This is a genomic window from Saccharibacillus sp. CPCC 101409, assembly GCF_030518235.1.
Classification (GTDB): Bacteria; Bacillota; Bacilli; order Paenibacillales; family Paenibacillaceae; genus Saccharibacillus.
On the sequence record NZ_JAULSA010000018.1, the window covers coordinates 40,948 to 59,665 of the forward strand.

Annotated in this window: 20 protein-coding genes; 13 read left to right on the top strand and 7 right to left on the bottom strand. The window is 54.9% G+C overall.

Going from position 1 to position 18,718, the window contains the following annotated elements; all coding sequences use genetic code 11:
- Positions 1 to 55: 55 nt before the first annotated feature.
- The 3 genes from QWJ34_RS23620 to QWJ34_RS23630 form a co-directional block, all read right to left on the bottom strand.
- Positions 56 to 238 (bottom strand): hypothetical protein, encoded by a 183-nt coding sequence (locus QWJ34_RS23620; protein ID WP_302731569.1) that lies wholly within the window; start codon positions 236 to 238, stop codon positions 56 to 58.
- Positions 239 to 430: 192 nt separating this feature from the next.
- Positions 431 to 1,225, bottom strand: a complete 795-nt coding sequence (locus tag QWJ34_RS23625) for a hypothetical protein (RefSeq protein WP_302731570.1) — start codon at positions 1,223 to 1,225, stop codon at positions 431 to 433.
- A 355-nt stretch (positions 1,226 to 1,580) separates the two neighbouring features.
- Positions 1,581 to 1,748, bottom strand: a complete 168-nt coding sequence (locus QWJ34_RS23630) for a DUF1328 family protein (protein ID WP_302731571.1) — start codon at positions 1,746 to 1,748, stop codon at positions 1,581 to 1,583.
- Positions 1,749 to 1,956: 208 nt separating this feature from the next.
- Here QWJ34_RS23630 and QWJ34_RS23635 point away from each other — a divergent pair, with 208 nt between their 5' ends.
- From QWJ34_RS23635 to QWJ34_RS23680, 10 genes are all read left to right on the top strand, one after another.
- Entirely contained in the window at positions 1,957 to 2,472 is a 516-nt protein-coding gene (locus tag QWJ34_RS23635) for a DUF948 domain-containing protein (RefSeq protein WP_302731572.1), read from the top strand.
- Positions 2,473 to 2,586: 114 nt separating this feature from the next.
- Complete coding sequence (locus tag QWJ34_RS23640; protein ID WP_302731573.1) at positions 2,587 to 3,111, top strand: hypothetical protein; 525 nt, start codon at positions 2,587 to 2,589, stop codon at positions 3,109 to 3,111.
- Positions 3,112 to 3,257: 146 nt separating this feature from the next.
- On the top strand, positions 3,258 to 3,605 hold the full coding sequence (locus tag QWJ34_RS23645; protein ID WP_302731574.1) for a YflT domain-containing protein: 348 nt from the start codon (positions 3,258 to 3,260) through the stop codon (positions 3,603 to 3,605).
- Positions 3,606 to 3,863: 258 nt separating this feature from the next.
- Positions 3,864 to 5,033, top strand: a complete 1,170-nt coding sequence (locus tag QWJ34_RS23650; RefSeq protein WP_302731575.1) for a PP2C family protein-serine/threonine phosphatase — start codon at positions 3,864 to 3,866, stop codon at positions 5,031 to 5,033.
- A complete protein-coding gene (locus tag QWJ34_RS23655) occupies positions 5,034 to 8,714 on the top strand; it encodes a response regulator (protein ID WP_302731576.1) in 3,681 nt (1,226 codons plus the stop codon). It begins immediately after the preceding gene.
- A gap of 62 nt (positions 8,715 to 8,776) precedes the next feature.
- Positions 8,777 to 9,649, top strand: coding sequence for a CheR family methyltransferase (locus QWJ34_RS23660; RefSeq protein WP_302731577.1), 873 nt, complete (start codon positions 8,777 to 8,779; stop codon positions 9,647 to 9,649).
- Positions 9,650 to 9,666: 17 nt separating this feature from the next.
- A complete protein-coding gene (locus QWJ34_RS23665; RefSeq protein ID WP_302731602.1) occupies positions 9,667 to 11,325 on the top strand; it encodes a response regulator in 1,659 nt (552 codons plus the stop codon).
- A gap of 135 nt (positions 11,326 to 11,460) precedes the next feature.
- Positions 11,461 to 11,799, top strand: a complete 339-nt coding sequence (locus tag QWJ34_RS23670; protein WP_302731578.1) for an STAS domain-containing protein — start codon at positions 11,461 to 11,463, stop codon at positions 11,797 to 11,799.
- Positions 11,800 to 11,817: 18 nt separating this feature from the next.
- On the top strand, positions 11,818 to 12,273 hold the full coding sequence (gene rsbW / locus QWJ34_RS23675; protein WP_302731579.1) for an anti-sigma B factor RsbW: 456 nt from the start codon (positions 11,818 to 11,820) through the stop codon (positions 12,271 to 12,273).
- Positions 12,270 to 13,043, top strand: coding sequence for a sigma-70 family RNA polymerase sigma factor (locus QWJ34_RS23680; protein ID WP_302731580.1), 774 nt, complete (start codon positions 12,270 to 12,272; stop codon positions 13,041 to 13,043). The genes rsbW and QWJ34_RS23680 overlap by 4 nt, the downstream gene beginning before the upstream one ends.
- Positions 13,044 to 13,165: 122 nt before the next feature.
- Here the strand turns inward: QWJ34_RS23680 and QWJ34_RS23685 are convergent, their stop codons facing one another.
- From QWJ34_RS23685 to QWJ34_RS23700, 4 genes are all read right to left on the bottom strand, one after another.
- Positions 13,166 to 13,585, bottom strand: a complete 420-nt coding sequence (locus QWJ34_RS23685) for a DUF5665 domain-containing protein (protein ID WP_302731581.1) — start codon at positions 13,583 to 13,585, stop codon at positions 13,166 to 13,168.
- Positions 13,586 to 13,680: 95 nt separating this feature from the next.
- Positions 13,681 to 14,250: a YtxH domain-containing protein gene (locus tag QWJ34_RS23690; protein ID WP_302731582.1), complete on the bottom strand. Its 570-nt coding sequence runs from the start codon at positions 14,248 to 14,250 to the stop codon at positions 13,681 to 13,683.
- A 76-nt stretch (positions 14,251 to 14,326) separates the two neighbouring features.
- On the bottom strand, positions 14,327 to 14,584 hold the full coding sequence (locus QWJ34_RS23695) for a GlsB/YeaQ/YmgE family stress response membrane protein (RefSeq protein ID WP_302731583.1): 258 nt from the start codon (positions 14,582 to 14,584) through the stop codon (positions 14,327 to 14,329).
- A 247-nt stretch (positions 14,585 to 14,831) separates the two neighbouring features.
- Complete coding sequence (locus QWJ34_RS23700; protein ID WP_302731584.1) at positions 14,832 to 15,071, bottom strand: DUF1128 domain-containing protein; 240 nt, start codon at positions 15,069 to 15,071, stop codon at positions 14,832 to 14,834.
- A gap of 286 nt (positions 15,072 to 15,357) precedes the next feature.
- Between QWJ34_RS23700 and yyaC the strand changes: the two genes are divergently transcribed.
- The 3 genes from yyaC (at position 15,358) to QWJ34_RS23720 (ending at position 18,689) form a co-directional block, all read left to right on the top strand.
- The gene (gene yyaC, locus QWJ34_RS27135) at positions 15,358 to 16,773 is read left to right on the top strand and encodes a spore protease YyaC (protein WP_368047089.1); all 1,416 of its coding nucleotides are present in this window, start codon (positions 15,358 to 15,360) and stop codon (positions 16,771 to 16,773) included.
- Positions 16,767 to 17,426 (top strand): DUF6483 family protein, encoded by a 660-nt coding sequence (locus QWJ34_RS23715; protein ID WP_302731585.1) that lies wholly within the window; start codon positions 16,767 to 16,769, stop codon positions 17,424 to 17,426. The genes yyaC and QWJ34_RS23715 overlap by 7 nt, the downstream gene beginning before the upstream one ends.
- Positions 17,427 to 17,504: 78 nt before the next feature.
- Positions 17,505 to 18,689 carry a class I SAM-dependent methyltransferase gene (locus tag QWJ34_RS23720; RefSeq protein WP_302731586.1) on the top strand — a complete coding sequence of 395 codons (1,185 nt, stop codon included), beginning with the start codon at positions 17,505 to 17,507 and terminating at the stop codon, positions 18,687 to 18,689.
- Positions 18,690 to 18,718 lie beyond the last annotated feature (29 nt).

Genomic DNA, 18,718 nt, shown 5'->3' on the forward strand with positions numbered 1-18,718 from the left:
ACGGGAACAGGGGTTTTTGGCTTTCGGACGATTTCCGGAGACCAAAGAAGAAGCTCTAAGATCCACCGGTGCGTCTGCGCTGGTTGTTCGGCTTTTTGTTGTTCTGGGTCGTCAGCTTTTTGGTCTGACTGTCGTGAAAAGCCGTGCTGCCCGAACCGGCCTGTTTTTTCTTCTGTTCAAGTTTACTGCGGATCGCTTCGGCCAGGTCGACTTTGCGGGTCCCTTTCTCCTCGCTCATGCGGAACTCCTCCTCGCTGTGCAGGTATACGCTTTTTCTGCGATACAAACAGACAAACGGCGTATTCGCTGCGGGTTTCTCCTTTATCTTATCCGCTTTCACCCGGAGGGACAAGCGAATTTTGCGATGTTTGCACGCAAAAAAGCACCGGCCGGAGCCGGTGCTTTCGATTGAACCGGGAGGATAACCCGATTATTTTACCAGGATCCAGCCTTTGCCGATCCAAGTGTAGATTTCTACCCATTGGCCGGCAGCCGGAGCCATCGAACCGTTGCCGGTTGTATCGACTTTTTGCGATTGCAGGTAGCCCAGCGTTTTGCCGTTAGGCGCATCGTAGAACGGAGTCGTACCTGTGATCAGGATAACCGGAGTCGGGTTGGCTACGACTTTGCCAGTGTCGACGCCTACAACCGGAGTGTCTGTTCCAACCGGTACGGTTGTCGACGGGTTGGTAGGCAGAGTCGGGTTAACCGTTGTGCTGAAGTTTGTGGAAACTCCGCTTCTCACGCCTTGCAGCAGGTTGCTGAAGCGCTCCATGTCAGCCGCGTTTGTGAACGGGTTGGCCGTAACCGGCTCCAGAACGTAAACGATATCGCCGGTTTGGTTCAGCACTGTGCCCAGCGTGTCTTTGTTTGTAATGGAATCCCAAACCGTACGCTCGTAACCGCGGATGGAAGCGAATTTAACCGGATCCAACGAACCGTTAGGAGCTGCGAATTCTGGAGTGTATGTAAAATCTGCACGGTAAACGCCGCTTTCGTTCAGAGCTTTGAGCTGGTCGGCATTGAGTTCGGTGTTCGTTACGCGCGAATCCCAGTAAGCCGGAGTCGGGAACGTATAGCCGTTTTGGTTGCCTACGAAGTTTGCAGTCGCATTGCTGGTTGGAGTCGTAGTAGTCGTCGTTGCAGGAGCCGTTGTCGTCGTGTCCGTAGTTGTTGTAGTTCCGGTCGACGGAGTCGTCTCGGCAGCCGATGCCGCAGTGGCCATAGTCGCCATGAGCATAGCGGAAGCTGTAAGGGTAACCAATTTTTTCATTTAAATAAACCTCCTTAGTGTTGGGAGCGTTCTGCTCCATCCTGCTATACAAATAAACTAGTTGCCAACCGGTTGAATCAATCCTGATTAAAAAAATTACGGAAGCTTAACTTTTTACGGAAAAGGTACCGGACTTCTACGAAAAATAGGAGGAATGCTATAATGAAGAAATTCAAATTTAGCAAGCAAGGGGATTCGAAACCGTCTCGATAAAATAATTACAAAAAAACCGCTCCCGGAGGGAACGGTTTGGTTTGTCGCGCGGTTTATCGGATGCCGGAAGCGCGTAAGGCCCGTCTATCGGACTCTATCGGACTGAACGTCCTCGGCCCATAAAGAGGGAAATAATGAACAGGACCAGGAAAACGAAGAACAGAAGTTTGAATACAGCCGCGGCCGCATGGATGATTCCGGCAAAGCCGAAAACGCCGAGCACAATGGCGACTACGAGCAGGAGCAAAGACCATTTCAACATGACCGACACTCTCCTTTCGGTGGATTGATTATGAATATGTAGACACACATTAACCTGGCATTTTATCCTTGAAACAAAGGCTTTGCGCATAAAGGCGCACCGGTTTCAGGTTTTGTTTCGGCGTAAAAAGCAGAGGGTAACTATGCAGTAAAGCAAGAGAAAATCAGTACAAACGGTACAAAAAAACGGGTGTAGAGAAAGCGAGGTTATGCGTGTGATTTGGGAATGGGCATTGATTATTGTGGCTTTGGGATTCGTGTTGCTGGTATTTTTCCTGGGCAAAACGCTCAAGGCGGCGGCGCACACGCTGGAAAGCACGGCGCAGACGTTGAAAGAAGTGCAGAAAACGATGGACGAGCTGACTTACGAGGTGAAACAAATCGTGCGGCATACGAACGATATTACATTGGATGCCAACCATAAGCTCAAGCAGCTCGATCCGGTTATGGAGTCGGTGAAAAATCTCGGCCAGCTGCTGAACGAAGTCACGCTGGTGAGCCAACAGTATTCGCACCGCATGATCGAGAAAGCGAAACATCATAAAGAAAACAAAGCCAAACGCGAAAACGGCGCGGCGCTGCTTCCGGCATCGGGCGAGAGCCCGGCGGTCCGCTCTTACAACGCCACTTACGGCGCCGGCGGAAGCGCCCAGCAGGGCGGCGTACAAAAAGTCGTCAAATGGGTAGACACCGGCGTTTCGCTCTGGCAAAAAATCCGCCGCTGATATTCGGATAAAGGCAGGCGAAGCTTTCGACGCCGCGTCGGCTGCGAGGCTTCGGGAGGCCGGCCGACGGAGCAGGGCGGATACAGCCCAGGCTGACACGAAAGGATGAGAAACATGTTTACAATCATGATGTTGCTTACCGGAATGTTGTCTTCTCTTTCGATGCAGAACCCTGTTTCCGCTCCCGCTCCGCACGCCGCTTCTTCCGCCGTTTACGGCAGTGCCGTTCACGCGGCCGCCCTGGCTCCCGTTTATCCCGCCGGTTCGGGCGTGGAGAAGTTGAACGGACTTTCGCTCGACGATCGTCTCGACGACGTTAAAGCGCTCTACGGCGAACCGAACGATACCGCTCCCGCTTATATGTCCGGAGAAGAGTATCGGTTCGACAAAGCGAATGTCGGCGCCTATGAAGGATGGGTTTATTACATATCCGTTCCCGGCAGCGCGCAAGCTTTCGACCTGAACGGACGCAGTATCCGAATGGATAAACTGGCGATTCTGGCGGCACTCGGCCAGCCGGATTTCTCGGCCGAAGACGGGTTCGGGTACGAACACGACGGCCAGGCGCTGAAGTTTTTTATCGATCCGTCTAGCGGAGATGTACGCAGCGTGGAACTGTTCGACAGCGAATCGACCTGAACAGGGAGATTCGCGGCGAACGGTCCGCGCTTTTTATTTGCGACTTTCTATGACTTTCTATATTGTTTGTTTCAAAACGTTTGAAAACGGGTAAAATGAAATTTGTGTCCCATAAAACAGTCTTTATCAAAGGAGTGTGCGGAAAGATGGATGCTTCCCAGACTAAAGCATACGCGAAAGTTGTCGAGAACGGCGTTCAAGCCGTCGAGACGATTCGGGAGCTCCGGATGACCGGCTATACCGGAGATCAGCTGTTTGTACTGGCTTACGATGAAGAGCAGACCGGCCGAACCGCGGAAGCGGCGGGAGCACAGCCGATTCTGTCGGAGCATGAACAGTCGGAATTGACCGGCACCCGTTGGCTGCGGCCGACTCCCGACGAGCTGCGTCGGAGGATTGAGGGGATGGGCTTTTCCGAAGCAGAATCCGGTTATTACGAACAACAGCTTGAACAGGGCAAAGTCCTGGTCGTGGCTCTGACGTCCGCCGTCTGAGCAGACGCACCAGCAGCGACAAATTTGCGCCGCCGTTTCGGCGGTTTCAAGGTATAGATAAGGAATGGGATTGCGAATCCCATTCCTTATCTATGTTTATGGAATCTTTTACAGGAAGTAGATAAAGAGACTTTAGAAGGCCGGATTAAAGAGAGATTATAATCCGGAGAGGCCGCGGAGAGAACCGAAACGGCTGACTGAACGTTAACGCTTCATACCTTGAGTGTTGACAAGGTACTAGAGCAGAGGGAGAGGGTTATGAAGATTCTAGTTGTCGACGACAATCCGACCAACGTCATTATTATTCGCGAAATTTTGAAAAAAGAAGATTACCGGAATATCGAGATTGCCGCCTCGGCGCGGGAAATGTTCGCCATTTTGGGCGTGAACGTACTCGATCCGCAGGTGAAAGCGAAAAATTCCGACATCGACCTGATCCTGCTGGATATGATGATGCCGGAAATGGACGGAATCGAAGCCTGCCGGATCGTTCAGACTTACGAGCATCTGCGGGATATCCCGATCATAATGGTTACGGCGGTCGGCGATTCGAAAAAGCTGGCCGAAGCGCTCGACGCGGGCGCCGGCGACTACGTCACGAAACCGATTAACAAAGTGGAACTGATGGCCCGTATCCGTTTGGCCCTGCGCTTGAAGATGGAGAAAGACTGGCACAACGAGCGCGATCAGCGCCTCCAGGAAGAACTCAAACTGGCTGCGCTCGTGCAAAACGCGGTGCTGAGCCTTCCGGTCAGCGACAACCGCATCGAAATCGACGCGCTTTACAAACCTTCGTTCGAGCTGGCCGGCGACCTGTATGCGTGGTACCCGCTCGGAGACGGCCGCTACGGCATTATTCTGCTCGATATGATGGGACACGGGATCTCGTCGTCGCTGTTCTGCATGTTTATCGCGTCGGTGCTCAAGGATACGGTCATCACTTACGTCGATCCGGAGAAAGTCATTCAGGAACTGAACCGCCGCTTCAATCAGCTGCATATCGAGAATCAATTGATCCAATATTACTTTACGGCAATCTATATGGTCGTGGATACCCGCTTCAAGCGCATCGATTACGTAAACGCGGGCCATCCGCCGGGACTGTTGTTTCGCGAAGACGGCGAAGTGGTCAAGCTGGAACGCTCGTCGTACCCGGTCGGCTTGTTCGATCGCATCGACGCGGAGCCGCGCACCGTTTCTTACGAAGGAGAAGGCCATCTTGCGCTGTATACCGACGGTCTGCTGGAAGCGGTGGACGGGGAGCAGGAAGAACAGTTGGATTTCCTGATCAGCCATCTGCGGGGCGGACATACATTCGATAAAGTGCAGATGCAGGAAGTCTTTTTCGAAGAAGCGGATCCGAACGCCGAACAGGCCGACGATAAATGCCTGGTCTGGATTTCGTTGAAAGAGGGAGCGGCTGAATAGATGAAAATAAAGACCAAACTGGTCGCGGGATTCAGCGCGCTGCTGATTATTATGCTTGCGTTGTCGCTGGTGAGCTACGACCGGATGAATTACATGAACAAGCAGATCGACCGCGTGTATCAGGAACGATATATGAAAGTCCGCTACAGCAGCGGGATGCGCGGAGAAGTCAACAATATCGCGACTGAACTCGCCAATCAAATGCTGGACGCCCGTTCGGGCGATTTGTCCGACAGCCGGGTGACGATCGAGAATTCGAAGCAGCGCGCCGAAAAGTACTGGGATTTGATCGTTGCCGAGAAAGGTTCTTCGGAAGAGCGGCGCCTGGTGCAGAACGTCGAGAGCGCCTGGAACAACTTCTCCGATTACGAAGCCGATTTGATGCAGCTGCTTGAAAACGGGGATACCCAGCAGGCGCAATCTTACCGGAATTCGACAGGGATTTCGCTCCAGCGGGAAGCGCTCGGCGCGCTGAACGAACTGGCTACTTATCAGGATTTGCAGATCGAAGAGGAAGTAGCCGACGTTACGGCCGCTTATCAGCGTTCGGTACAGATTACCGCCATTTTCCTCGCTGTAGGCCTGCTGCTCGGACTCGGCATTATGATGTGGGTGATTCCGAGCGTTACCAGAGGCCTCGGCACGGTATCGATGATGATTTCCGGCTTCGGCAAAGGCAAACTTAAAGCCATCCGCCGGATCAAAGTCAAATCCAAAGACGAAATCGGCGAAGTAGCGCGCGTGTTCCAGCGAATGGCCGAAGATATCGAAGAAAAGCAGCAGATCGAGCGTACGTATATGGAAGCCCAGAACAATCAAGCCTGGATCAATTCCAATATGGCGCGCATTACCGATGTATTCAAAGGCGTCATGTCGCTGGAAAAAGTCTCGCAAATGTTCGTCAGCGAATTCACGCCGATCCTGGGCGCCGAATATGGAGCCTTGTATTTGGTGGATATGAAGAATGCGAACGAACTTAATCTGTACGGCTCCTATGCGTTCGAAAACGATTCACGCGCCAAAAAGTCGTTCCATATCGGCGAAGGACTGTTGGGCCAAGCCGCGGCGGACCTCCGTCCGATCGTACTGAGCGAAGCCTCGCAGCAGTATATCGAGATCCGCTCGGCGCTTGGCGAAGACAAATCTTCGCAGATTATGATCTACCCGATCGTGGTGGAAGAAGAACTGATCGGCGTGCTGGAGATCGCTTCCCTGTCGACTTTCAGCGAACTTCAGCGCCAGCTGCTGGAGCAGCTGGCGGTCAATCTGGGCGTAATTCTGAACAACATCAAAGGCCGTCTGCGGGTCGAGGAACTGCTGCGCGAATCCCAGGCGCTGACCGAGGAGCTGCAGTGCCAGTCCGAAGAGCTTCAAACCCAGCAGGAAGAACTCAAGCGTTCGAACGAAAGCCTCGAAGCGCAGACCGGAGCGCTCAAGCAGTCGGAAGAACTGCTGCAGCGGCAGCAGGAAGAACTGGAGCATTTCAATACCGAGCTGATCGCCAAGACGCGGGCGCTCGAAGAGCAGGTGCACGAGACCGAAGAAAAGAACCGCGAAGTCGAAGCGGCCCGCGTTCAGCTCGAACGCCAGACGATGCAGCTCGCCGTTTCGAGCAAATACAAATCCGAATTCCTGGCCAATATGTCGCATGAGCTGCGCACGCCGCTCAACAGCCTGCTGATCCTGTCGCAGCTGCTGGCCGAGAACAAAGACGGCAATCTGGCTCCGAAGCAGGTCGAATACGCCCAGACGATCTATATGTCCGGAGCGGACCTGCTCAAGATGATCGACGAGATTCTCGATCTGTCCAAAGTCGACGCGGGCAAGATGGAAATCAACCGCGAATCGGTTCCGTTCGGCGAGATTACTTCGTTCGTCCACAGCAATTTTGCCGCGGTCGCGGACAAAAAAGGCGTCGACCTGAAGATCGAACTGGACGAAAGCGCCCTGCCGAAAACGCTGATCACGGACGGTCACCGTCTCAAGCAGGTACTGCGCAATTTGCTTTCGAACGCATTCAAGTTTACTTCGGACGGTTCCGTCACCTTCCGGGTTCGCGAAGCCCTGCCGGAGCAGCTGCCCGACTATCTGGAGAAGAAACGCAAGTTCGTCGAGTTTTCCGTTGTCGATACCGGGATCGGCATCCCGGCGGACAAGATGGATATCATCTTCGAGGCGTTCCAGCAGGTGGACGGAACGACGAGCCGCAAGTACGGCGGAACCGGTCTCGGCCTGTCGATCAGCCGCGAGCTGGCCAAGCTGCTCGGCGGCGGAATCGAGCTGGCGTCCAAAGAAGGAGAAGGCAGCCGGTTTACGCTGTATATTCCGAAGCTGACGGCTTATGCGACGGCGGGAGAAGACGCGGCCAGACCGGAAGAACTGTATCCGTACGATCTGCGCGAAGAGCAGCCGCTGCCGCGCCGCGCCAAGCCGGCTTCCGTGCAGCCCCTGGAGCCCAAAGCGCAGCCGGCGGAGATCGAGGACGACCGCGACAGCATCGCTCCGCAGGACAAAGTACTGCTGATTATCGAGGACGATCCGAAGTTCGCCGTGATCCTGCGCGATATGGCCCGGGCCAACGGCTTCAAAGCGCTGGTGGAAGTCCAGGGCGATACGGGGCTGGAAACGGCCAAGAGCCGGATTCCGGACGCCGTCATTCTCGATATCCAGCTGCCGGTCATCGACGGCTGGACGATTCTGAGCGAGCTGAAAAGCAACTCGGAGACGCGGCATATTCCGGTTCACGTCGTGTCGGTCGTCGACGATGTGAAGCAGGGACTGATGATGGGCGCGATCGCTTATCTCAAAAAGCCGGCCAGCAAAGACGGACTGGAGCGGGCGTTCTCTTATATCGGATCGTATGCGGAGAAAGGCATGAAGCATCTGCTGATCGTCGAAGACGACGAAGTACAGCGCAAAGCGATCATCGAACTGATCGGTCACGACGACGTGGCGATCAAAGCCGTGGGCACCGGCACGCAGGCTCTTGAAGAACTGCAGCGCCATCGGTATGATTGTATGGTGCTCGATCTGATGCTGACCGATATGACCGGCTTCGAGATGCTGGACCGCATTCGCGAAGACGAGCGGCTGCGCGATCTGCCGATCATTATTTATACGGGCAAAGACCTCGACTCCAAAGAAGAGACCCGCTTGAGACAATACGCGGAGTCGATCATCGTCAAGGACGTCAAGTCGCCCGAGCGCCTTCTCGACGAAACGACGCTGTTCCTGCACCGGGTGGAAGCGGATCTGCCGGAAGACAAGCGCAAGATCCTGCAGAAGCTTCATAATAAAGAAACGCTGTTCGAAGGCAAAAAAATTCTGCTGGTCGACGACGACGTCCGAAATGTGTTCGCGCTCTCCAGCGTGCTCGAAAGCTACCGGATGGACGTGACCTTCGCCGAGAACGGCCGCGAAGCGATCGAGATGCTGGCCGACCGGAACGATTTCGACCTGATCCTGATGGATATGATGATGCCGGAAATGGACGGCTACGAAGCGATGCGCCGCATCCGGCAGATGCCGGAGTTCGAGAAGATTCCGATTATCGCGCTCACCGCCAAAGCCATGAAAGAAGACCGCAGCAAGTGTATCGAAGCGGGAGCATCGGATTATGTCAAAAAACCGATTCAGACCGAGCAGCTTCTTTCGCTTATGCGGGTCTGGTTGTATTCGTAAGCCGAAAGTTTGGGTAATAAACTTAGATTAAGGACGATTTTCTACACATCGGGGTTGAACTTATGTCATCCAACGACTATCAAGAAATTACGCTGTCCGAAACCGAGGGTCTCGATGTAAACGAACGGGAAGCGATCGAAACGGATCTGCTGCTCGAAGGCGTGCATCGCATGTATGGCTACGATTTCCGCAATTACGCGAAGCCTTCGCTGCTGCGGCGAATCTGGCACCACGTCCATTCGGAGGGTTTGCAGACGATCTCGCAGCTTCAAGGCAAAGTGCTGCACGATCGCTCCTGCTTCGAACGCATGGTACAAAGCCTGTCGATCCCGGTAACGGAGATGTTCCGCGATCCCGAGCTGTTCCGCACGTTTCGGAAAGAAGTGGTGCCGATCCTGCGCACTTATCCGTATATCCGAATCTGGCACGCCGGTTGTTCGACCGGCGAAGAAGTCTATTCGATGGCTATCCTGCTGCACGAAGAAGGGCTGTACGACAAGGCGCGCATTTATGCGACCGATATGAACGACCGTTCGCTTCAGCAGGCCAAAGAAGGCATTTACGGCATCGAGAAGATGAAGCTGTATACCAAGAATTATCTGGAAGCCGGCGGAACGCAGTCGTTTTCCGACTACTATACGGCCAAATACAATTCCGTTATGTTCCAGCCGTTTCTGCGCAAGAATATCATCTTTGCGGAACACAATCTGGCGACGGACCGTTCCTTTAACGAATTCAACGTCATTTTTTGCCGCAACGTCATGATTTACTTTAACGACACGCTCCGGGATCAGGTGCATGGACTGTTCTACGAAAGTCTCAGCCGGTTTGGGATTCTGGTGCTGGGGTCCAAAGAGTCCATTCACTTTACCCGTTTCAGCGAATGCTACGAGCAGCTGGACCGGGTCGAAAAGATTTACCGGAAGATTAAATAGAAAGTGTGGGGGACTCCATCGTGGTTCAAGAGCCGATTCATATCCTGCTGGTCGACGACCGTCCGGAAAACTTGCTCGCTTTGGAAGCCGTACTGGGCAGCGAGCGTTATACGCTCGTAAAAGCGACTTCGGGGGAAGAAGCGCTGCGCTGCCTGCTTAAAGACGAATTCGCGGTTATCGTCCTGGATGTTCAGATGCCCGGCATGGACGGGATCGAAACCGCGAAGCTCGTCAAGGCCAGAGAGAAGACCAAGGATATTCCGATCATCTTCATCTCCGCCAACAGCAAAGAGTCCGAGCACTTGTTTGCCGGCTACTCGGCGGGCGCGATCGACTATATGGTCAAACCTTTCATCCCTCAGATTTTGAAATCCAAGATCGAGGGCTTTGTCAGCATGTACCTGGCCAATAAACGGCTCAAGGACCAGACAGCCCTGCTGCATCAGAAGACGCAGGAACTGGAGAAGATCAACGAAGAACTGGTCAAAGCCAAAGAAGCGGCGGAAATCGCGGCCAAAGCGAAAACGGAGTTCCTGGCGATGATGAGCCACGAAATCCGGACGCCGATGAACGGCGTAATCGGGATGATCGATCTGCTGATGGAAACGGAACTGAAGCCGGAGCAGAAAGAGTATACGGAGATTATCCGTGGAAGCGCGGACGCGCTCGTTACGGTCATCAACGATATTCTGGACTTTACCAAGATGGAATCGGGAAAAATGGAGCTTGAAGAGCATCCGTTCGAACTGAAGACCTGTATCGGCGAAGTATTCAATCTGTTTACGATGGAGACCGCGCGCAAAAATCTGGAGATGGTTTATTTTACCGAGGAATCGGTGCCCGAGCTGCTTTACGGAGACATGGCGCGCCTTCGGCAGGTGCTGATTAACCTGGTTGCGAACGCGGTGAAGTTTACCGAACGCGGCGGGATTTACCTGGTCGTATCCAGAAGACAGGAGATCGACGGACGGCTTACACTGGAATTCGCCGTCAAAGATACGGGCATCGGCATTTCGCCGGACAAGATCAACCGTTTGTTCCAGCCTTTCTCGCAGCTCGATTCTTCGATGACGAGAAAGTACGGCGGAACGGGCCTCGGACTTGCCATCTGCAAAACGCTGGTCGAAATGATGGGCGGCGATATCCGGGTGGAAGCGATGGACGAAGGCGGAGCCACTTTTATTTTTACGATCCAGGTGCAAAGCTTTCAGCCCGAAGATCCTTTGCCGTTTCGGAACGAGGAATTTCCGGGCCTGCGGGAAGAAGCGGGCGTACCGGCTTCCGTATTGATTGTGGACGATCATCCGGTCAACCGGAAACTGATGGTCAGCATGCTGCAAAAATTGGGAATCGAAGCCGACGCGGCGGAAAACGGCGAAGAAGCGCTGGAAAGAGCCAGTCTGGTGCGGTACGATTACGTCTTTATGGATCTGCAAATGCCGGTGATGGACGGACTTGAAGCGACCCGCAGGCTCCGCGCCCGTTTGGGGGAAGAAGACTGTCCGGTGATCGTTGCCATGACGGCCAACGTAATGAACGATATCCAGGCGCGCTGCCGGGAAGCGGGGATGGACGATTATATCAGCAAGCCGGTCAAGATGACCAGCGTGAAGCAGGCGCTCGCCCGTCACGCGGTGTCGGAACGTTCTTACCGGGTTCGCAAGGCTGCTCCCTGATTTTTAGCAATCGGGGCGGCGGCTTTGTTGTGTTTGGACCCCCAAAGATGATACCTTTAATTAAGGATGCCGGAGTTTCAATTGCTTGGTTTAGGTTTAATAAGCTTAGAAAACATTTTTTTAGGGAGAATGTCTATGACCACACACAAAAGTGATAAGTTTAATGCCAGAACGGTTTCCGAAGAAGGCAAAAGTATCGTTTATTTGACGGGGGAACTCGATTTATCCGTAGCTCCGGACTTTCGCCTTGTAATGGAGCCTCTGGTAGGGGATTCCGACGTCGATTTGGTAATCAATTTGCAAGAATTGAAGTACATCGACAGTACGGGGATTGGGATTCTGTTGTCTATCTTGAAAGCCCGGCATTCGATGAATGCGTCTTTCAGCGTCGAAGAAGTGCCGACACAAATTCAAAAGCTGTTCGATATGACAGGCATCGCCAAGTTTTTTGCGCCCCAGGAGAATTCCCAATAGGAAAGGATCGAACAACGCATGAAAGCAGATCAAACCGTTACCCTCAACTTACCGGCTACGGCCGACTACGTGGATATTGTAAGGCTTAATCTGTACGGAATCGCGTCCAAGATGGGTTTCTCCTACGAAGACATCGAGGACATGAAGGTTGCCGTATCGGAAGCCTGCAACAACTCCGTTTTATACGCTTACGGACAGGAAGGAGGATTAGTTGAAGTCCTTTTTCAAGTCAACGGCGAAGAGCTTTCCATCACAGTTAAGGACGAAGGCGTGAGCTTTGCGCTTCCGCAGCAGAATTCTTCCGAAAATGCTCCAACCCTGCACGAAAAAGAACTGCATGACGTGGAAATCGGCGGGCTCGGTTTCTATCTGATGCAGGCTCTTATGGACGACGTCAGCGTCGTCAGCGAGAGCGGAAAAGGCACGCAGGTCGTTCTGACCAAGCGTCTCACCAGGAGTGAGGAGAAAGTATGAATGATAAAGTGATCCCACCTGAATCAATGTCGGAGGCCGTGTCTTTGATCTGGGAGTATCAGCAGACCAAAGACAACGAAATCGCGACGGTACTCATTAAGAAGTATGAACCTATGGTCAAGATGGCCGCGGGCAAGATCGCCAGAAACCGGCCGGATCTTTATGAGGACCTGTATCAGGTCGGTCAAATGGCGTTGATTCGCCTGCTTCAACAGTACGACATCCAACTGGGCATTCCGTTCGAGCCTTACGCGATGAAGAGTATGATCGGGCATATGAAGAACTTCCTGCGCGATAAGTCCTGGTACATACAAGTGCCGCGCCGGATAAAGGAAAAAGGTGCGCTCGTCCAACAGGCGATCGACGAATTGACCGTGCGTTTGGAACGTTCGCCCGACGTCAAAGAAATTGCGCAGTACCTCGATCTGAGCGTGGAAGAAACGGTTGAAGTATTGGCCGGTCGCGAATGCTACCACTATGTATCCCTCGATTCCCCGCTTTCCCAGGAGGAGAGCGCCGCAACGCTGGGCGAGCTGATCAGTTCCGACGTAAACGATTACGATACCGTTGAACGGCGGATGGATCTGCAGCAGGCGCTCAGTCAACTGAAAGAGCAGGAACAAAAAGTGCTTCTGCTTGCCTTCCAGGAAGGACAATCGCAGCGCGCTATTGCCCAAAAGCTTGGCGTGTCCCAGATGAGCGTGTCCCGGATTCAGAAACGGGCTACCGAGAAGCTGAAGCAAATCATGTCCAACTCGTCTTCGCTGTAACGGCATCCAAGATGAATATTCAATCGAATACGCAGCCGCAAACAAGGCCGGACCGCTTCTGGAGTACAGAAAAGGTTCCGGCCTTGTTTGCGCGGTTTCTTTTGACTGCCGCGATCCGGGAATCAGGAACCGCCGCCGCGTCCTTCTTGGATGAGACTGCCGATATATTCGAAGAAGTCGCTGACATAAGGGACGCCCAGATTGGCCATAATGGAAGCGATCCAGGTCAACAGAGCGATTACGACGACCGTACCGACGGACAGTCCGAGACCGCGGGCGATACCGGCTGTGAAGTTGGAAATGATACGCTTTTTCCAGTCGGTGTAATTCTCGACCAGGTCTTTAAAATCGCCTTTTTTCAAAGCCACCGAAATATCTTCAAGCTGCTTGTTAAGCCGCGTGACTTCGTGCCGGAGTTCGAACGGGTGATCTTTTGCGAGATCCTGCGGCCTTAATGTGCCGTCGTTGGTACGCTCGTTCTGCTCGATCGTACCGCTTGCGAATCGATCGCCAGGATTCGGTTCTGCTTGAGTGCGTGCCATAAAAATCCCCCGCTTCTATAGTAGGATATACATCGTTGCCGGGCGATTGTGCCCAAAAGAAAAGCCGGCTGTTTCAGCCGGCTTTGAGAAACGTTTTACAGGGAGCCTTTGCTGCCGGACGGATTGCCGGGATCCAGAGCCTTGATTTCATCTTTGGCTTCTTTTGCTTTGTCGGCCGTTTCTTTCATCGCTTCCTTATCGGCTTTGGCTGCTTCGTTCGCAACGTCCGCGGAAGCGGATTTTACGGATTCGCCGACATCGGCGGAAGCGTCTTTGACCGCTTCGGCAACGTCTTCGCTGTTTTTGCGTACCGCTTGTACCACATTCGACGTTTTTTCGGAGACCGACTGAGCGAGCGTAGTCGCTTTATCGCTGACTACCGAAGCCGCCGTCTGGGCCTTTTCGCTGACAGCCGATGCGGCTGTTTTGGCTTTTTCGCCGACAACCGAAGCGGTGTCTTTCGCTTTGAGTCCGATTGTGCTGGCCGCGCCTTTGGTTTTATCCGTTACGGCGCCGACTTTGTCCGACAGGTCGCTGCGCAGATCGCGTCCCGGTTTGGGAGCGAACAGCAGCGCTGCCGCAGCGCCGATCAATCCGCCGATGAATACGCCTTTGTAGAAAGTGGAACCGCTTTGTACCGGATATTCTTTTTCTGCTTCGTTCATGAGGAATCACTCCTTAAAGTAGTGGTCTTAAACCGATAATTATTGATCATTCCAATTGTTCCCGAAGGGTAAACCTCTAGGCTGCGCGTCTGAACAACTTGGCAATGAGTCCGAGAAATAAAACGAAGATCGCAGTACCGAGTACCGCCGGAATAATTGCAAAGCCGGCAATATTCGGACCGAAGTTTCCGAACAGTAGGTTGCCGACCCAGGCTCCGGCCAAACCGGCGACCGCGGCTCCAATAATGCCTCCAGGCATCATGTTATCCGCCAGTGCGTCTCCGATAAAACCGATAACGATTGCCATGATCAGGCTGATTACCAGTCCCCACATACGGCTCACCTCCGTTCCCGGCTGCCGCTTGCACAAGGATTTGTTTGGCTGCGCCGCCGCTCTTAATTGCTATATAAACGTCCTCTTTCCAGCTGAAACAGGAAAAGGCGCGCAGCGGCGGGCTTTGCGGAGGCGGCGAAGAGATAGAAGGACGCGGCAAAAACCCGGCTCTCCGGCTCGAAGGCGAGCGCGGAAAACCGGGTTGCGGGAACAAGGGATCGAAGCGGCGGGCACAGCGGACTTTCGGTTACTTTCGGCGAAGCCGGCCCAGTTCGGAAGCGACTGCTTCCACTTCGGAAATACTTAAAGAAGGCTTATTTGTGACAAGATCGTATACGTCGAAAATGTCGTCGTACTGTTCGACCGAGAAAGACGAAGGCTGCATTGCCGCGCCGGAAGCCATGCGAAGCTTCGTTTTGATGGCGTCGATCATCCATTCTACGTTTTCCTGCGTTTTGCTGGACAAATCTTTACGGGACGAATCCATGTTTGCTCTCCTTCCGGCAGGCCAATTCGTGTTCGAAGAGCCGGTCGGCCGGCAAACCGGCCGCCGGTTCCGAAGCGTGAAGCCTGCGGCTCATGTTTTCATATTGTAGCACGATCGGGCTTCGGGCTCACCTTTTTTTGCGGAATTTGCGCTGATTGCGTTAAACTCGCGGATTGCGCTAGAATCAAAGCATAGCCGGGCACGCCGACGAAAGATAGAGCGCAAAGGCCGAATGCACGAATGGCACAGGATTGATAGGAAACGGAATAAAGAGGTGGAATGACTGTTGAGTATACGCGAAGCGGTATGGGCGCGAACCGAGGCAAGCGTCCGCCGCGACAAGCGCTTCGGCAGCGTGGAAGAGCTGTTTGCGGAAGCCGCGGCGTCCGGCGGAACCGAAAAGGTGCTGTTTCTTTGTATCGGTACGGATCGTTCCAGCGGCGACGCGCTGGGGCCGCTTGTCGGCAGCCGTCTGCAATCGGCCGGCTTTCCCCGGGTAATCGGCACCATGGAAGAACCCTGCGACGCTTTGAACCTGGAGCGGCTGACAGCCGGACTTCCCGCCGATACGACGATCATCGCGATCGACGCCTGTCTGGGCAAACCGGGTTCGGTCGGCTCGCTGCTGCCGCTGCGCTCGCCGCTGACGCCGGCGGGCTCCATGCAGAGCGGCTTCGCGCCGGTCGGCGATTACAGCATCGCCGCCGTTGTGAATGTGTACGGCCCCAAGCCGTACCAGGCACTGCAGACCGCTTCGCTGCGGCTCGTGCTGGAATTGGCCGACCGCATCGCGGCGGCCGCGGCGGAGGCTTTCATGCCAGGCAAAGAAGGTCGAGGCGCAAGCCTAACACAAGGGTCTCCCGATCCCAAGAAAGAAGGCGGCAGAATGGAAAGACGCAAATTGGAAGGCCGGCCGATTCGTTATATCGATAGAGGAGAAGGCCGGCCGGTCGTGCTGCTGCACGGCTTTATGGGCAGCGCGGATTATTGGGAACGGATCGTTCCGCTGCTGGAAGGGCATTTTCTTCGCTGCATCGTGCCGGATCTGCTCGGTCACGGCGAATCGGACGCGCCAGAAGGGCCGTATACGATCGAACGCATGGCCGACGATGTAAACGGGCTGCTGGATGAGCTGGGCGTCGAGCGCGCGGTGCTGCTCGGACATTCGATGGGCGGTTATATCGCCCTGTCTTTCGCCGAACGATATGCCGACCGGTTGAAGGCATTCGGCCTGATCCATTCGACGCCGCTGCCCGACGACGAAGCCGGCCGGGAGAAAAGAACGGCGGTCGCCGAACGCGTACGGCGCGAAGGCGTCCGGCCGTTCGTCGAGCAGTCCGCGCCCAATTGGTTTGCGCCGGAGAATGCCCGGCTGCTGGGCGCGGAAGTGCGGCGAGTGCGCGAGATCGGCTTCGCCACTTTGCCCGAAGGCGCGGCAGGCGCCGCGCTGGCGATGCGCGAACGGCCGGATCGCGGCGAAGTCATTCGCCGTTCGGAGCTTCCGGTGCTGCTGATCGCGGGTACCGAAGACGGCATCGCGCCGGCGGAGAAAGCGTTCGCCGCCAAGAACGAACGCACCGTAACCCGGACGATCGAAGGCGCGGGACATATGAGCTTGTTTGAAGCGCCGCAGGAATTGGCGCGGCAGATCTCTTCGTTCATTGAAGGATTGCCGGACGAAAAGGCGGGATCGCATTGCTGAGAAAAGATTATCTGACGCGCATGATCGAAGAAATGACCGAAGCGGTCGGCGCGATGCTCGGGATGCGCAAAGCGCAGAAAAACGAGCAGGCGATCGAGAAACTGGACGGTTTGCTGAAGCGCAATTTCCGGATGAGCGAGCAGATGCTGCGTTCCCTGCCGCCGGGCGAGCTGATCGGCTTGTTCCGCCAGCGCGGGGGCGTCGATGCGGAAAGTCTCCAGCTTGTCGCGCGCATGCTGCAGGAATCCGGCGAGATTCGCGCCAATATGGGCCAGGAGCGCGAGGCGGCCGCCGACCGCATCAAAGCGCTGCACTTGTATCTGCACGCGGCTTTGAACGGAGGCAGCCGCGAACTGGTGGATTACCCGGATCGGATCGCCGAACTTTCCGCGCAGTTGGAACGCTACAAGCTGCCGGCGGACGAAGAGAAGCTGACCATGCTGTACGAAGAACGCGAAGGACGCCACGTTCGGGCCGAAGACGCGATGTACCGCATGCTCGGCGCAAGTCCCGAGAACGATAAAGACGCGCTTGAAGAAGGCCGAATGTTTTACGCCCGTTTGTCCGCGCTGAGCGACGAAGCTTTGCAAAGCGGCGGACTGACGCGAGAAGAACTTCAGGAAGGCATCGAAGCGCTTGAAGACGAAGAATGAACGGAATTGGCAGCGAACGCGGCGCAGCCCCGACGAACAACAACATGGCGACAACACCCGAGAGGATGAGAGTACTTTATGCAAACCCTGAGCGAACTGCTGAGCGCCGTGCTGCCGGAAGGCCGGCTCGTATCGGCAACCCTCAGCCAGCCCCGGCGCAAAGACGGCGATTCGTACACCAAAGTCGCCGTCAAACCGCTGCTGCTCAAGAACGAGCTGCATTACCAGCTCGCTTATCATTACGATAAAAAAGTCACGCACGACAATCTGACGCCCGAAGAAGCCGACCGCCGCATCGCGGAACTGCTGGGGAGCGAAATGCGCCAGGGCCTGCTCTGCACGCTGGACGCCGATTATCAGGTGCTGGTGAGCAAGAAAGGCAAAACGGGCATTTTGAAAAAGCCGCCGACCAAAAAAGACGCGCCGAATCTTTCGCACAACCGCAAAAAAACGTATGTGCTGGACGAAGGCGAACCGGTTCCTTTTCTGGTCGAACTGGGCGTGATGAACGACAAAGGCCGCGTGCTGGCCGCCAAATACGATAAGTTCCGCCAGATCAACCGTTTCCTCGAAACGGTGCGGGACATCTTGCCTTCGCTGCCGAAAGGGCGGAAGCTGACGATCGTCGATTTCGGCTGCGGCAAGTCGTATTTGACGTTCGCCCTGTATCATTATCTAGCCGTGCAGGAAGGCTTCGAGCTCAACGTGGTCGGACTGGATCTCAAAGCGGACGTGATCGAGCACTGCGAATCGCTGGCGCGCAGCCTGGACTACGACGGTCTGCATTTTCGCATCGGCGATATCGCGGATTACAACGAATTCGACGCCGTCGATATGGTGATTACGCTGCACGCGTGCGATACCGCAACCGACGCCGCGCTGGAAAAAGCGGTCCGCTGGGGCGCGTCGGCGATCCTGTCGGTTCCCTGCTGCCAGCACGAGCTGTTCGCGCAGGTGCAAAACGAAACGCTGGAACCCCTGCTGTCGCACGGCATTCTCAAAGAACGGTTCTCCGCGCTCGCCACCGACGCGATCCGGGCGAAGCTGCTCGACATCGTCGGGTACAAAACGCAGCTGCTCGAATTTATCGACATGGAGCATACGCCGAAAAATATCCTGATCCGCGCGGTCAAATCCGGCGACCAGGATACGTCGGCGCTGTGGCGCGAGTACGAAGCGTTCCGGAATTTCCTCGGCGCCGCGCCTTATTTGGAAAATGCGCTGCAGGACCGGCTTCTTACCGTTTCCGCTTCCCGAAGCTGAGCCCCGGCCGTCGCCGCGCGGCGCCTGCT

Excerpts from the sequence above, each read along its gene's own strand:
- QWJ34_RS23660 (WP_302731577.1), top strand. The coding sequence starts at position 8,777 with ATGTCATCCAACGACTATCAAGAAATTACGCTGTCCGAAACCGAGGGT.
- QWJ34_RS23680 (WP_302731580.1), top strand. The coding sequence starts at position 12,270 with ATGAATGATAAAGTGATCCCACCTGAATCAATGTCGGAGGCCGTGTCT.
- QWJ34_RS23720 (WP_302731586.1), top strand. The coding sequence starts at position 17,505 with ATGCAAACCCTGAGCGAACTGCTGAGCGCCGTGCTGCCGGAAGGCCGG.
- QWJ34_RS23620 (WP_302731569.1), bottom strand. The coding sequence starts at position 238 with ATGAGCGAGGAGAAAGGGACCCGCAAAGTCGACCTGGCCGAAGCGATC.
- QWJ34_RS23640 (WP_302731573.1), top strand. The coding sequence starts at position 2,587 with ATGTTTACAATCATGATGTTGCTTACCGGAATGTTGTCTTCTCTTTCG.
- QWJ34_RS23655 (WP_302731576.1), top strand. The coding sequence starts at position 5,034 with ATGAAAATAAAGACCAAACTGGTCGCGGGATTCAGCGCGCTGCTGATT.
- rsbW (WP_302731579.1), top strand. The coding sequence starts at position 11,818 with ATGAAAGCAGATCAAACCGTTACCCTCAACTTACCGGCTACGGCCGAC.
- QWJ34_RS23630 (WP_302731571.1), bottom strand. The coding sequence starts at position 1,748 with ATGTTGAAATGGTCTTTGCTCCTGCTCGTAGTCGCCATTGTGCTCGGC.
- QWJ34_RS23635 (WP_302731572.1), top strand. The coding sequence starts at position 1,957 with ATGCGTGTGATTTGGGAATGGGCATTGATTATTGTGGCTTTGGGATTC.
- QWJ34_RS23695 (WP_302731583.1), bottom strand. The coding sequence starts at position 14,584 with ATGTGGGGACTGGTAATCAGCCTGATCATGGCAATCGTTATCGGTTTT.
- QWJ34_RS23670 (WP_302731578.1), top strand. The coding sequence starts at position 11,461 with ATGACCACACACAAAAGTGATAAGTTTAATGCCAGAACGGTTTCCGAA.
- QWJ34_RS23625 (WP_302731570.1), bottom strand. The coding sequence starts at position 1,225 with ATGGCCACTGCGGCATCGGCTGCCGAGACGACTCCGTCGACCGGAACT.
- QWJ34_RS23685 (WP_302731581.1), bottom strand. The coding sequence starts at position 13,585 with ATGGCACGCACTCAAGCAGAACCGAATCCTGGCGATCGATTCGCAAGC.
- QWJ34_RS23645 (WP_302731574.1), top strand. The coding sequence starts at position 3,258 with ATGGATGCTTCCCAGACTAAAGCATACGCGAAAGTTGTCGAGAACGGC.
- QWJ34_RS23690 (WP_302731582.1), bottom strand. The coding sequence starts at position 14,250 with ATGAACGAAGCAGAAAAAGAATATCCGGTACAAAGCGGTTCCACTTTC.
- QWJ34_RS23700 (WP_302731584.1), bottom strand. The coding sequence starts at position 15,071 with ATGGATTCGTCCCGTAAAGATTTGTCCAGCAAAACGCAGGAAAACGTA.
- QWJ34_RS23650 (WP_302731575.1), top strand. The coding sequence starts at position 3,864 with ATGAAGATTCTAGTTGTCGACGACAATCCGACCAACGTCATTATTATT.